General features: G+C 70.8%; 11 protein-coding genes. 6 read left to right on the top strand and 5 right to left on the bottom strand.

What is annotated here, in order from left to right; translation table 11 throughout:
- Positions 1-33: 33 nt before the first annotated feature.
- Both ABD912_RS02470 and ABD912_RS02465 read right to left on the bottom strand, forming a co-directional pair.
- Positions 34-1218: an ABC transporter permease gene (locus ABD912_RS02470; RefSeq protein WP_345148213.1), complete on the bottom strand. Its 1185-nt coding sequence runs from the start codon at positions 1216-1218 to the stop codon at positions 34-36.
- Positions 1215-2168 (bottom strand): ABC transporter ATP-binding protein, encoded by a 954-nt coding sequence (locus ABD912_RS02465; protein WP_345148212.1) that lies wholly within the window; start codon positions 2166-2168, stop codon positions 1215-1217. Before ABD912_RS02465 ends, ABD912_RS02470 begins: the two co-directional genes overlap by 4 nt.
- A gap of 228 nt (positions 2169-2396) precedes the next feature.
- On the opposite strand from ABD912_RS02465, the gene ABD912_RS02460 reads away from it, so the two are divergent.
- The gene (locus ABD912_RS02460) at positions 2397-3683 is read left to right on the top strand and encodes an aspartate kinase (protein WP_345148210.1); all 1287 of its coding nucleotides are present in this window, start codon (positions 2397-2399) and stop codon (positions 3681-3683) included.
- A gap of 160 nt (positions 3684-3843) precedes the next feature.
- Positions 3844-4836 carry a 3-methyladenine DNA glycosylase gene (locus tag ABD912_RS02455; protein WP_345148248.1) on the top strand — a complete coding sequence of 331 codons (993 nt, stop codon included), beginning with the start codon at positions 3844-3846 and terminating at the stop codon, positions 4834-4836.
- A 177-nt stretch (positions 4837-5013) separates the two neighbouring features.
- Here ABD912_RS02455 and ABD912_RS02450 read toward each other — a convergent pair whose 3' ends face one another.
- On the bottom strand, positions 5014-5736 hold the full coding sequence (locus ABD912_RS02450; RefSeq protein WP_345148207.1) for a FadR/GntR family transcriptional regulator: 723 nt from the start codon (positions 5734-5736) through the stop codon (positions 5014-5016).
- Positions 5737-5883: 147 nt separating this feature from the next.
- On the opposite strand from ABD912_RS02450, the gene ABD912_RS02445 reads away from it, so the two are divergent.
- Both ABD912_RS02445 and ABD912_RS02440 read left to right on the top strand, forming a co-directional pair.
- Positions 5884-7317 (top strand): GntP family permease, encoded by a 1434-nt coding sequence (locus ABD912_RS02445; protein WP_345148205.1) that lies wholly within the window; start codon positions 5884-5886, stop codon positions 7315-7317.
- Positions 7318-7390: 73 nt separating this feature from the next.
- On the top strand, positions 7391-7951 hold the full coding sequence (locus ABD912_RS02440; protein ID WP_345148203.1) for a gluconokinase: 561 nt from the start codon (positions 7391-7393) through the stop codon (positions 7949-7951).
- On the opposite strand, the gene ABD912_RS02435 is transcribed toward ABD912_RS02440, so the two are convergent.
- On the bottom strand, positions 7948-8613 hold the full coding sequence (locus ABD912_RS02435; RefSeq protein ID WP_345148201.1) for a response regulator: 666 nt from the start codon (positions 8611-8613) through the stop codon (positions 7948-7950). The genes ABD912_RS02440 and ABD912_RS02435 overlap by 4 nt on opposite strands.
- Positions 8610-10367 (bottom strand): sensor histidine kinase, encoded by a 1758-nt coding sequence (locus ABD912_RS02430; RefSeq protein ID WP_345148198.1) that lies wholly within the window; start codon positions 10365-10367, stop codon positions 8610-8612. The genes ABD912_RS02435 and ABD912_RS02430 overlap by 4 nt, the downstream gene beginning before the upstream one ends.
- Positions 10368-10567: 200 nt before the next feature.
- On the opposite strand from ABD912_RS02430, the gene ABD912_RS02425 reads away from it, so the two are divergent.
- On the top strand, positions 10568-12043 hold the full coding sequence (locus tag ABD912_RS02425; protein WP_345148196.1) for a CitMHS family transporter: 1476 nt from the start codon (positions 10568-10570) through the stop codon (positions 12041-12043).
- Positions 12044-12190: 147 nt separating this feature from the next.
- Complete coding sequence (locus tag ABD912_RS02420; RefSeq protein WP_345148195.1) at positions 12191-13780, top strand: Na+/H+ antiporter; 1590 nt, start codon at positions 12191-12193, stop codon at positions 13778-13780.
- The last annotated feature ends 15 nt before the right edge of the window (positions 13781-13795 follow it).

The following is a 13795-nucleotide window of genomic DNA, read 5'->3' as shown; positions in this document are numbered from 1 at the left end:
CACCCACACTTACGCGTCAGAATTCGGGAGGGGTCAGGCGATGCGGGTGCCGGTGGCGAGCTTGCCCGCGGGGGTGACCAGCCGGCGTCGTCCGAGGAAGACCAGCCCTCCGGCCAGCAGCGCCTGGATGCCCAGCCCCAGCGGCCACACCGGAGCGCCCTCGGGCAGCGGGTCCGTGCGCTTGACCCCGTCGATGCAGGGCTGCTGGTACTCGGCGCCCGCCTGCGAGAAGCGCACGCCCTCGCGGATGCCGGCCATCGGCCCGGTCACGGACTCCCCCATGCCAAGGGACGAGTAGCGCTCCGCCTCCCCCACGCTACGGGTGGGCACAGCGTCGGAAACCACCACGAACGGGTTCGCCGCCAACAGCCAGGTGGTGCGCTCGGTGTGGAAGATCTCGGTCTCATAGGTGACCGGCGTGCACACGTAGCCGTTCGGGTCCCACTGGCTGTTCAGCATGGCGAAGTAGGCGTCCTGGTCGGCGATGACGTCGCCGTTCTCATCCAGCGCCATGCCGTTGTCGTCATACTCGACCTGCGCCCACGGGTCGTTGGGCCACTCCTGCTGCGCCACGGACACCCACTCCTTGACCAGCGAGAAGCTCAGCCCGTAGCCGATCAGCGTGCCCAGGCCCAGCAGGGCAACCACCAGGTAGGTGGAGACGATCGCGAACAGGGGCCGGTTGGCACGGGCGGAGACCCCCACGCCGATCGCGCACACTATGCCCAGTTCCACCGCCAGCATCAGCAGGAACACCGGCACGCCCGGCAGGTACACGTCCCCGTAGAGCATCGCCCACACGATCAGCGGAACGGCCGCCACCAGGAACGCCAGCGACGCCACCCACGCGGCCAGCCACTTGCCCCAGAGCAGCTGCCCCGGGGTGAGCAGCGTGTTCTGCAGGATCGCCAGCGTTCCGGCGGACCGGTCTCCGGTGATGGCGTTGGCGGACAGCGCCGGAGCCACCAGCAGGCCGAAGAGGAGGACGAAGCCGACCACCAGCTCGAACATCAGCTGCCCGGTGCCCTCGGCGATCCCGCTGGTCAGGGCGGCCAGGCCGGTGACCAGCCCGATGGCCACGAACCAGACCGCGAGCATGATGTACCAGCCGCGCGAGCGCATGCGCTGGCGCATCTCCAGCGAAAACACGGTGCCCACCCCGGCGAGGTAGCCCAGCTTCGGGCGGGCGTTGGGGGCTTCCAAAAGGGTGTTGCTCATCGTTCCGCCTCCCGCAGGCTCAGGTACGTCTCTTCCAGGGCGCCCGACGCCGGGCCGAAGGCCGCGACCGGCACCCCCTCCTCCACCAGGCGGCGCAGCAGCGCGGCGGCCTCGGTTTCCGAGCCCACCCGGATTTCCGCCTCGAAGCGCCGCTGGCCGCCGGGGACCTGAAACGGCACCCCCAGCGCGCGCAGCGCCGACGCCAGCGCGGGACCGTCGGTGGCCTGCACCGCGTAGCGGCGGTCCTGTTCCCCGGCCTCGGCCACGGACTGGCTGCGCACGGTGCGCCCGGCGGAGACGAACACGGCGCGGTCCGCCATCTCGTCCAGTTCGGAGAGCACGTGGGAGCTGACGACGACGGTGCGCCCCTCCGCGGCCAGGTTGCGCAGGGTGGTGCGCAGGTCCACGCGGGCGCCCGGGTCCAGCCCGGAGGCCGGCTCGTCCAGCAGCAGCACCCGCGGGTCGTTGACCAGCGCGCGGGCCAGCGAGAGCCGCTGCTGCTGGCCGCGGGAGAGCACGCGCGCCGGCTGGCGGGCCAGCGGGCCCAGCTTCACCAGCTCCAGCAGCTCGTCGGCGCGGGCCGCGGCCGCCGCCGTCTTGGCCCCGTAGAGCCGGCCGACCGTCGTGAGGATTTCGCGCGCCGTCAGCGCCTCCCACACCCCCAGGGTGTCCGGCATCCATCCCAGCAGGGCGCGCACGCCCCGGGGGTCCGTGAGCGGGTCCAGCCCGCAGACGCTGATCGTCCCCGCGTCGGGGCGCAGCAGCGAGGCCAGCATCAGCAGCAGCGTGGTCTTGCCGGAGCCGTTGGGCCCGATCAGGGCCGTGACCTCGCCCGCCGGGGCGGTGAAGTCGATGTCCGCCACCGCCTGCACCGGCCCGAAGGTGCGTTTCAGGCCGGTGGCGGCAATCCCGCCGTCGTCCCCCGCTCCGTTCATCACGGTTCCGTGCATCAGGTTCCTTCCCCCCGGGGCCCGTGGCCCGTTTGGGCCCACGCTACAGAAGGCCCGGACCGGTTAAGTCCATCCTGAGGATGAATTTGGGGGCGGGTGCGAATGTGACCGCCTGGAGTCACGAATGCAGGGGGCGCCGAAACATGCTCGTTACACTGGGACGGCGTGCGGGCACCGACCGACACGCCGACGACCCTTTCCGACCAGCCCCGTGGAGTGTGCGTAGGCATGAGCCTCATTGTCCAGAAGTTCGGCGGTTCATCCGTGTCCGATGCCGAAGGCATCAAGCGCGTCGCCCGCCGAATTATTGACACCAAGGCCGCGGGCAACGACGTCGTCGTTGTGGTTTCCGCCATGGGCGACACCACCGACGAGCTGTTGGACCTGGCGGCCCAGTTGACCGACGATGCCCCGGCCCGCGAGATGGACATGCTCCTCTCCGCCGGCGAACGCATCTCCATGGCGCTGCTGGCCATGGCCATCGACGGCCTCGGCGAGAAGGCCGTGTCCTTCACCGGCAGCCAGGCCGGCATGATCACCGACGCGATCCACGGCAAGGCACGCATCATCGACGTGTCCCCGCAGCGCGTGCGCCGCGCGATCGACCGCGGCTACGTGGCGATCGTCGCCGGGTTCCAGGGCATGAACAAGGAATCCAACGACGTCACCACCATGGGCCGCGGCGGTTCGGACACCACCGCGGTGGCGCTGGCCGCCGCGCTGGGCGCGGACTCCTGCGAGATATACACCGACGTCGACGGCGTCTACACCGCGGATCCGCGCGTGGTGGCCTCGGCCCAGAAGATTGACAAGATCTCCAGCGAGGAGATGCTGGAACTAGCAGCCTCCGGCGCTAAGATCCTGCACCTGCGCTGCGTGGAGTACGCACGCCGCTTCGGCGTTCCTCTGCACGTGCGTTCCTCGTTCAGCACGAACGAGGGAACCTGGGTCCTGCCCAGCCCCGACGACCAGATCAAGATTCAAGAGGGGGAGCCCTTGGAACAGCCCATCATCTCCGGTGTCGCCCACGACCGCTCCGAGGCCAAGGTCACGGTCATCGGCGTGCCCGACATCCCCGGCAAGGCCGCGCAGATCTTCGGCGTCATCGCCGGTGCGCACGCCAACATCGACATGATCGTGCAGAACGTGTCCACCGCCGCGTCCGGCAAGACCGACATTTCCTTCACCCTGCCGATCGTCGAGGGCAAGGACGCCCTTGAGGCGCTGCGCGCCGCGCAGGCCGAGATCGGCTTCGAAGGCATCGAGTACGACGACGAGATCGGCAAGCTCTCGCTGATCGGCGCGGGCATGCGCTCCAACCCGGGCGTGTCCTTCACCTTCTTCGAGGCCCTGCACAAGGCCGGCGTGAACGTGGACATGATCTCCACCTCCGAGATCCGCATCTCCGTGGTCACCCACGCCGACAAGCTCAACGATGCAGTGCGCGCGGTCCACGCCGCGTTCGACCTGGACGGCGAGGCCGAGGCCACCGTCTACGGCGGCACCGGCCGCTAGCGCGTGGGGACCCCTGGCCGCTCTCTGGCAGGGACCCGACTGCCCCACGCTTACCTCCCCAGCCAAGGGACCCGGCCTTCCGGAAAGCACCCGCCCGACCACGGGCAGGATTTTTCCGGAAGGCCGGGTTTTTTGCGCACGGGATAATGGAGGGGTGAGCCTGACCGCCCCCTCCCCTGCCTTGTCCGTCCTGCCGCCCAAACATCTGGCCCAGGACGAGTGGCTTCCGCGCGCCGAGGCCCACCGGGCCCGCGTGGAACGCTTCGCCGCGCCGTTCGTTGAGCGGCGCATGGCCGGGAAGAAGCACCCCATCGAGGACTTCCTCTTCACTTACTACACGCACAAGCCCGGGCAGCTGCAGCGCTGGCACCCGGGGGCCGGCGTCGTGCTGGAGGGTCCGGCGGCGGCCGAGCGGCTCGCCTGGAAGTTCTACGCTCCGGCGGGGCACGACGGCGGCGCCCGCGCTCCGCGCTCAGCCCGCCCGGGCGGGGAAGGCGCGGAGGGCGGTTCCGGCGCGGTGCTGGATGCGGCGGAGTTCGCCTCCGCGCGGGCCGAGGCTGTCCGGTTCGCCCGGATCATCCTGGCCGGAACGGCCGCCCGGCCTGCGCAGTTCTCCTGCTTCGGACTGCACGAGTGGGCGATGGCCTACCGCAGCGCGGAGAACGGGATCCGCCACGAGTACCTGCCGCTGCGCCTGGGCGCGGCGGGCACGGACCGGGTGGTGGAGGAGCACCGGATCCGCTGCACGCACTTCGACGCGTTCCGCTTCTACGCCCCGCAGGCCGCGCCGCTGAACGAGCTGCAGCCCACGCGCGAGACGCAGCGGGAGCTGGAGCAGCCCGGCTGCCTGCACGCGAACATGGACCTGTACAAGTGGGCCTACAAGCTCACCCCCGCGGTGCCCAGCGAGCTGCTGATGGACTGCTTCGAGCTGGCCTGGGAGATCCGCACCATGGACATGCGGGCCTCCCCGTACGACCTCTCCGACTGGGGGCACGCACCGATCCGCATCGAGACCGCCGAGGGCAAGGCGGAATACGTGCGGGCCCAGAAGCGGTTCGCCGAGCGGGCGGACGTGCTGCGGGCGCGGCTGCTGGAGGTCGCCGAGGCGCTGTCGGCGCCGGGATCGAACCACGCGGACAAGCAAAAATGACGCGTTAGTGCGGGTGTCGGGGCGAAAAGTGGTCCACTTTTCCCTCCAACACCCGCACTAACGCGTCACAATTCGGTGGAGGGGCCGGCCAGCATCACCGTGAGAAGGCCTGCGCCGCAGCGTCCGCCGCTCCGTCCAGACCCTGGAACGGGAATCCCACGCCCTTTTCTCCAATGGTCATGGCGCGTCCTGCGTTCGCACGGCCTGCACCGCCTGGTCGGCTTCGATGACGATCGCGGCCATTGCGCGCTCCGCCGCCTCGGGGGCGCCCTCGGCGATGGCGAACGCCACCTCCTGGTGCAGCCGCAGTGCGGTCGGGTCCGCCTCGTGCGGCATGAGGTGGTACTGCGTGCGGCCGCGGAGCACCTCGCCGACGACGTCGCCGAGGGCCGCGAGGAAGGGGTTGCCCGAGGCCTCCAGGACCACGCGGTGGAAGGCGACGTCGTGGTCGAGGTAGGGGGCCTGGTCGGCGCTGCGCGACTGCTCGGTCATGCCGGTGACTGCGGCGAGCAGCGTCGCGCGCTGCTCGCTCGTCGCGCTCGTCGCGGCCAGGCGCGCGGCCAGCGGCTCGATCGCGCTGCGCAGCTGACTTAGCGAATGCAGCATCTCGATGCGGTCGGGGCCGGCGAGCCGCCAGCGGATCAGGCGCGTCGCGTAGGGATTCCAGCGATCCTGCGGCAGGATCTCGACCCCTGCGCGGCGGCGCACCTCGACGAGCCCCATCGACTCAAGGACGCGCACGACCTCGCGGAGGGCGGAGCGGGAGACGCCGAAGCGGTCGGCGATCTCGGCGGTGAGGAGGCGGGTGCCGGGGGCGAGGCTGCCGGCGACAATGTCGGCGCCGAGAGATTCGAGCAGTCGTTCGTGCAGGGCCGACGAACCCCCAAGCGTTGCATCCATTCCTTGATTATCGCCGAGGCATCCAGTCGCGAGAAGAAGCAGGGCATTTTCCATTTCACGTCGCTTTAAGTACGACTTATTGTAATAAGTACGACATATTGCTACAGTCTCTTCACTAACACCGCCCGACCGAGGATGTTCAGGCCCATGTTCCCGTTGCTCTTCACCGCAGCATCGCTTGTGCGGACCGCCGACCCGGTGGCGCCCACCACCACCGCCCCCGAATGGCAGCTCATCACCGCCGCGCTCGTGGGCATCGCCGTCATCGTCGTGCTCATCACCTGGGCGAAGCTTCACCCCTTCGTTTCGCTTATGATCGGCGCCCTCGTCACCGGCCTCGTCGCCGGCATGAGCGCCGTGCAGGCCATCCTGAGCTTCACGAACGGCTTCGGCTCCACCATGGGCGGGGTGGGCGTGCTGATCGCCCTCGGCGCCATCTTCGGCAAGCTGCTCGCCGACTCCGGCGGCGCCGACCGCATCGTCGACACCCTCATTGCCCGCTCCAGCGTGCAGGCCCTGCCGTGGGTCATGGGCGGCGTAGGCTCCCTCATCGGTCTGCCCATGTTCTTCGAGGTCGGCCTGGTGCTGCTGGTTCCCGTGATCATCCTGGTCGCGCGCCGTTCCGGACTGCCGCTCATGCGCATCGCGATCCCGACGCTCGCCGGCCTCTCGGCCATGCACGGCCTGGTGCCGCCGCACCCCGGCCCCCTCGCCGCCATCGACCTCGTCGGTGCCGACCTCGGCCAGACCCTGCTCTTCGGCATCATCATCGCCGTCCCCGCCGTCATCATCGCCGGCCCGCTCTTCTCGAAGCTCGCTGCCAGGTGGGTCCAGGTGCCCGTGCCCGCGCTGTACGTCACAGCCGAGGACCGCGGCGAGGACGTCGAGGCCAAGCCCCGCCCGTCCTTCGGCGCCGCGCTGTTCAGCATCCTGCTGCCGGTGGCGCTTATGCTCGCCTCCTCGCTCGCGAACGTCGTCGCACCGCAGTCGACCGACCCCTGGAAGCTCGTCGTCGACTTCCTCGGCAAGCCGCCCATCGCGCTGCTGCTCGCCGTGCTCGTCGGCATGCTCGTACTCGGTCGCGGCGGCCGCATGAACCGCGAGCAGCTCGCCGCCTCGGTCAGCTCCTCGCTGCCGCCCATCGCCGGCATCCTGCTCATCGTCGGCGCCGGCGGCGGCTTCAAGCAGGTCCTCGTCGACTCCGGCATCGGGCAGGTCATCGCCAGCGCGATCTCCGGCTTCGGCGGCTCGCTCGCCGTCGTGCTCGCCCTCGCCTGGCTGGTCGCGGTGCTCATCCGCGTCGCCACCGGCTCGGCCACCGTCGCCACGATCACCGCGGCCGGCATCCTGCAGCCGCTCGTCGCCGACCTGAGCCTCTCGGCCGGAGCGACCTCGCTGCTCGTGCTCGCGATCGGCTCGGGCTCCGTTTTCCTCTCCCACGTGAACGACGCCGGCTTCTGGCTCATCAAGGAGTACTTTGGCCTCAGCATCGGCCAGACGCTCAAGTCGTGGACCGTGCTCGAGTGCCTCATCTCGATCGTCGGCCTCGCGGGCGTGCTCGCGATCAGTCCCTTCGTCTGATAGCCGGACGCCCGTGCCGACCACGCCCCCGTATCCGCCATCCATTCCGTCTTCCACGGTTCAGGGAGGAATCATGCAGTCCACCGGACACCGCGCCCAGGAGGAATCCGGCAGCGGCCCCGACGCCCCGCCCGTCCTCGTGATCATGGGGGTCTCCGGCAGCGGCAAGACGACCCTCGCCGGCCTGCTCGCCGAGCGGCTCGGCTGGGACCGGCAGGAGGGCGACGAGCTGCATCCCCCAGCGAACGTCGCCAAGATGGCGAGCGGCCAGCCGCTCACCGACGACGACCGCTGGCCCTGGCTGGACCTGGTGGCCGGGTGGATCGACGACCACCGGGCGCAGGGCCGTCCCGGCATCATCACCTGTTCGGCGCTGAAGCACGAGTACCGCGACCGGCTCGCCCGCCCGGGCGTGGTCTTCGTGCACCTGGTCGGCGCGCGGGCGACCATCGCCGAGCGCCTCGATCACCGCGTGGGCCACTACATGCCGCCGTCGCTGCTGGACTCGCAGTTCAACACGCTCGAACCGTTGGGCGAGGACGAGGCCGGCATCGTCGTCGACGCCGGACAGACGCCCGAAGCCGAAGTCGCCCTGGTGCTCAAGCGGCTCGGGCTGGAGTCCACCCCGCGCTAACGCACGGCCCCGTACCGGTGCTCCGGGCGTCCCCGCAGCCCGTAGCGCAGTCCCAGCCTGATCAGCCCGGCCTGCGCCAGCTGGGAAAGGTACCGCTGGGCCGTGGCCCGCGAGATGCCCACCGCCTCGGCGACCTCCACGACGCTGAGCTCGTCCTCCGCCGCGGAGACCGCCGCCAGGACGGCCTGCTCCGTCGCGGCCCCCGAGGACGGGGCGGCCTCCTCGCCGCCGGCCAGCAGCACCCGGCGGGCACGGTCGATGGCGGCCTGGTCCAGCACGTCGGCGGCGAGCAGGCGCCGGTAGCGGGCGTAGGAGCGCAGCCGCTCCGCGAGCATGCGCTCCTCGAAGGGCTTGACCAGGTAGGCGAGCGCCCCGCGGCGCAGGGCCGTGCGTACCGCGGGCCCCTCCACCGCCGCCGAGAGCACGAAGGCGTCCACGTCCAGTTCGCGCAGCAGATCCAGTCCCGAGCCGTGGGGCAGGTAAACGTCCAGCAGCAGCAGGTCGGGCCGGGTCTCGGCCACCACGCGCGGGACCGTGCGGACATCGTGCACCGGCGGCAGCGCCACGAAGCCCGGCACCGCGTCCACGTAGGCGGCGTGCAGCCCGGCGACGCGGAAGTCGTCGTCGACCACCAGGACCTTCAGATCGTTGCCCTCGCTCACCGCACCGCCCCCGTTCCGCCGTCGTTTCCGTCGTTTCCGTTCCCCGGCACGCGCAGCATGCCAGGCAGCCTGGCGCAGAACACCGCGCCGGTGGTTTCCGGGCCTTCGCCCCCGTCCTCGCCGGAGGTCCCCGGCCCGCCGGGGTCGGCCAGCCACACGTCCCCGCCCCGTTCCCGGGCCAGCCGCCTCACCAGCGCGAGCCCCAGGCCGTGGCCGTGCTCGGAGGACGGCCCCCCGGCGCGCGTGGTGACGCCGGAGGCAAACACGTCCAGCCCGGGCCGGACCCCGGCCCCGGAGTCGGCGACCGCAAGATGGAGGGTGTCGCCGTCGCCGAGCAGGTCCACCTCCACCCAGCACCCGTTTCCGGTGTCCCCGGCCTCCAGCGCCGCCCGGATGGCGTTGTCCACCAGGTTGCCCAGGATCGCGGTGGCATCCTGCGGATCGACCACCGCGTCCCACAGCGCCGTCCGCTCCCCCACCCGCAGGTCCACCCCCTGTTCGCGGGCCTGAACGCCCTTGGCGCCGAGGAAGGCCCGCAGGAAGGTGTCCCGCACGGCCCCGATGTTGGCCACCGGCTCCCGCACGGGCCCGGAGTCGAGCAGTTCCTGGACGTAGTCCCTGGCCTGTTCGAGTTCGCCGTTGGAGAGCAGCCCGGAAACGGCGTGCAGCCGGTTCGCGAACTCGTGCCGCTGGGCGCGCAGCGCCGCGGCCATGGTCTCCACCGCGTCGAGCCGGCTGCCCAGCGTTTCGACGGCCGTGGTGTCCCGCAGCAGGACCACGCCGCCAAGGTCCACGCCCTCCCGCCGGACCGGAACGACGTCGGCGATCACCGAGGATTCGCCCAGCGCCAGGCGCATCCGCGGCGACGGCTCGCCGGTGGCCAGCGTGCGGGCGATCGCGTCCACCAGGTCCGGGGGCAGGCCGGCGCCGTCGAAGCGGCGCCCGACGACGTCGTCCTCCGTCCGCCGCTCAGCCAGCCCCAGCAGGAGCCGGGCCGCCTTGTTCCGCACCGTGATCACCCCGTCGGGACCGACGCCAATGACGCCGTCCTCGACCCCGTACAGCACGGCGGCCTGGTCGCGAGCCGAGGCGGCCATCTCCTCCGGCTCCAGTCCCAAGGTGAGCCGGCGCAGCTTGCGCTTGAGGTAGAGGGCCACCAGCACCCCGAGGACCAGGGCCACGGCGCCGGCCACCAGGATCGAGGAGACAGCCTGGCGCACGTCGCCGGCGACGGCGGCCACCGGCACCCCGGCGCTGACCTCACCGACGACGCGAACGCTCCCGGGGGCATAGACGGGGACCTTGGCGCGGACGGATTCGCCCAGGGTGCCGCGTTCGCGGGCCACGGCCTCCACGCCCTCCAGCCCGATGGGGTCCGTGCTGACGCGCTGCCCGATGAGGTCGGGGTTCGGGTGGGCCAGCCGCAGGCCACGGTCCTCGGTGACGATGACGAACAGGGCTCCGGTGCGCTGGCGCACCGCCTCCAGCCCGGCCTGGAGGGGGCCGGCGCGCAGGGCCTGGACGTCAAGGGTTTCAAGGTCCGACTGTTCGGCCACCAGGGTGCGCACCTCGGGATCGGCGGCCACCGTGCGGGCGATGCCCAGGGCGTTCTGCGCGGCCTGGTCGTGGACGCGCTCGGCGGTGATCCACAGGACGGCGCCCAGGCACAGCGCCAGGGTGCCGATGACGGCAGTCAACACCAGGCCGGTGATCCGGCCGGAAAACGTTCCGCGCCGAACCCGTTGCCCCTGCATCCCTCCAGCCTAGACCCCGCCCGGACCGCTGGCGAGCACAATGCGCACAATGCGTGCAACGGGTAGTTTGCGGCGAAGCGATCACAACCGGGTTCTGTGTCCCCCGTCACCGTACCGTCTTTATAAAGCGGTGCCGATCACCCCGCTTACCCACATCTCCAAGGGACGCTCCCGCCCCGCCTCACCGTTGAGGAGAAACCATGCTTGTCATACTCGGGTTCGCGATGATCGCCACGTTCATGGCGCTCATCATGACCAAACGGCTTACCCCGCTGCTTGCCCTGATCATCGTCCCCACCATCTTCGGCCTCTTCGCCGGAGCCGGCCTGGGGATCGGCGACATGGTGATGGAGTCCGTGAAGTCCATGTCCTCCACGGCGGCCCTGCTCATGTTCGCGATCATCTACTTCGGCCTGATGATCGACGTGGGCCTGTTCGACAAGCTGGTCGCCGGCATCCTGAAGCTGGTGGGCAACGACCCGGCAAAGGTCGTCATCGGCACCGCGATCCTCACCGCCCTGATCTCCCTGGACGGCGACGGCTCCACCACCTTCATCGTCGTCACCGCCGCGCTGCTGCCGGTCTACCAGCGCCTGGGCCTCAGCCCCGTCGTCCTGACCTGCGTCGCCGGCCTGACCAACGGCACCCTGAACATCGTCCCGTGGGGCGGCCCGACGGCCCGCGCCGCCGCCGCCCTGAACCTGGACGCCTCCGACGTGTTCCTGCCGATGCTTCCCTCCCTGGCCGTGGGCATCGCCCTGTGCCTGGCCTTCGCCTGGTCCCTCGGCGTGAGCGAACGCCGCCGCCTGCTCCGCGAGGACCCCTTCCGCTGGAGCCCGGGCGGCGACGTTGCCGCGGTCGACGGCCTCACCGGCGGCGGCACCTCCGCCGGACGCAAGGGCTCCGGCCCCCGCGGCGGCGCCCCGGTCACCCCCGCCCCGGCGGGCAGCATCGGCGACCGCGCCCGCCAGGTCGCGGTCCTCGAGGAACTGCGCACCGACGTCGAGGAAGCCCCGTCCCTGGCCGACAGCGCGCTGGACCCGAACCGCTCGACCCTGCGCCCCAAGCTGTTCTGGTTCAACCTGGCCCTCACCGTGGGCATCATGGTGACCCTGGTCCTGGACGTCGTGCCGCTGCCGTACCTGTTCATGGTCGGCTCGGCCATCGCGCTGGTCGTGAACTTCCCGAAGATCGGCGACCAGGCCAAGATGGTCACCGCCCACGCCTCGGAGATCATCGCCGTCGTCTCGATGGTCATGGCCGCCGCGGTCCTGACCGGCGTCCTCTCCGGCACCGGCATGGTCGATGCGATGTCCGCCTGGCTGGTCTCCGTCATCCCCTCCTCGATGGGCCCGTTCATGGCCGTCATCACCGGCCTGATCAGCATCCCGGCCACGTTCTTCATGAGCAACGACGCCTTCTACTTCGGCATCCTGCCCGTGCTGACCGAGACCGGCGCGCACTACGGCATCCCCGCCGTCGAAATGGCCCGCGCCTCCATCACCGGCCAGCCGGTGCACATGCAGTCGCCGCTGGTTCCGGCCATCCTGCTGCTGGTCTCCCTGTCCCGCGTGGACCTGGGCGACCACCACAAGAAGGTGCTGTGGCGGGCCTTGGTCGTCTCCCTGGCCATGCTGGCCGTCGGCGTCGTGGTGGGAGCCATCGGCATCGGCTAGCCCCGAGCGACCCGGAGAAGGGGGTGGGCCCGCGCACTGCGCGGGCCCACCCCCTTTCCCTTTGCCGCGCTTCTTTCGCTAAGTGTCATGCCACAGCGGCCGGGCAGCATGTCATGAAAGGATGGGGAGGAAAAGGGGGAACGCTCCATGGAATTTCTGATCCTGCTGGTTGGCCTGCTGTTCGGCACGGTTCTCGTGGTCGGGCTGGGCGAGCGGATCAGGCTGCCCTACCCGGTGCTGATGCTCATCTTCTCCGCACTGGTGGGGTTCCTCCCCTTCCTGCCCGAGGTCCACATCGACGCGGAACTGATCCTGCCCCTGTTCCTGCCGCCGCTGCTGTTCGCCGCCGCCCAACGCAGCTCGTGGTCGGTGTTCCGCCTGCGCTGGCGCTCGCTGGTGCTGCTGGCCGTCCTGCTGGTCGTGGTCACCATCGCCGTCGTGGCCGGGCTGACCTGGCTGCTGGTGCCGGGCATCGGGCTCCCCGCGGCGATCGCGCTCGGCGCCATCGCCGCGCCCCCGGACCCGGTCGCCGTGGAGGCCGTCGCCGGCAAGGTCAACATGCGCCGCCGCCTGGTCACCGTCCTGCAGACCGAGGGCCTGTTCAACGACGCCACCGCGATCGTCATCTTCCAGGCCGCCGTCGCCGCGGCCATCAGCGGCGGGGAGGTCGGCTGGGAGGTCGTCCCGCAGTTCCTGCTCGGCGCCGCCGGGGCCGTGGTCCTGGGCCTGGCCATGGCCTGGCTGATCGGCGCGCTCAACCGCTTCGTGCCCAACCTGGTCGCGCGTTCGGCCGCCACCCTGGTGGCTCCCTATGCCGTCTACCTCCTGGCCGAGGAGGTGCACTTCTCCGGCGTCGTGGCGGTGGTGGTGACCGCCCTGGAACTGGGCCGCCGCGCCCGCCCGCAGGACTCCGAGGAGCGCCTGACCCGCGCCGCGTTCTGGGACGTCGTCGAGCTGCTGACCACCGGCGTCGCGTTCGGACTGGTGGGCATCGAGATGCGCTACGTGATCGAGGACGAGGGCCCCAACATCCTCACCTTCGTCCCCGCCATCGCGGTCATCTGCGCCGCCGTGGTGCTGGTCCGTTTCCTGTGGATGTACGGGATCTACCGCTTCGGCGGGGCCGAGAAACGCACCCACACCCCGGGCTCGGCCAAGGAGGTGTTGGTGCTGACCTGGTGCGGCATGCGCGGCCTGGCCACGCTGGCCCTGGCGCTGGCGCTTCCCCTCCAGACGGAGACCGGGGAGCCGTTCCCGGGCCGCAACTTCATCATCGCCACCGCCTGCGCCGTCCTGCTGGTGACCCTGGTGCTGCCGGGGCTGACCCTGCCGGCCCTGATGAAGGCGCTGAAGATGCCCCGCGACGACGCCGCCGAGGAGCGCCGCGAACGCGACCTGGCCCGCCGCGCCGAACGCGTGGCGCTGGAGGCCATGAAGCGCTCCACGGCCGCCGCCAAGCTGCCCCCGGAGCGCCGGGCCACCCTGGTCAAGCGCATGTCGTCCCTGCACACCATCCTGGAGCACGACTTCGAGGAGGACGGGGAGAACGCCGACAAGATGCACAGGATCCGGCAGGTCCTGGAGGTCATGGACGACGTCCAGCGCGAGGCCCTCGAAGCGGCCCGCAACGAGATGCTCCTGGCCCGCAAGCAGCCCGGCGCCGACCCCGAACTTGTGGACCGTGTGCTGCGCCGCCTGGACCTGCGCACCGTTACGCTCGACCAGAGGGGACACTAGACCAAAGGGGCACCA

The sequence above is a fragment of the Arthrobacter ginkgonis genome (assembly GCF_039540195.1).
GTDB classification, from domain to species: domain Bacteria; phylum Actinomycetota; class Actinomycetes; order Actinomycetales; family Micrococcaceae; genus Zafaria; species Zafaria ginkgonis.
Note: the sequence above shows the minus strand (reverse complement) of the source record. Positions and strands in the feature narration are given on the sequence as shown.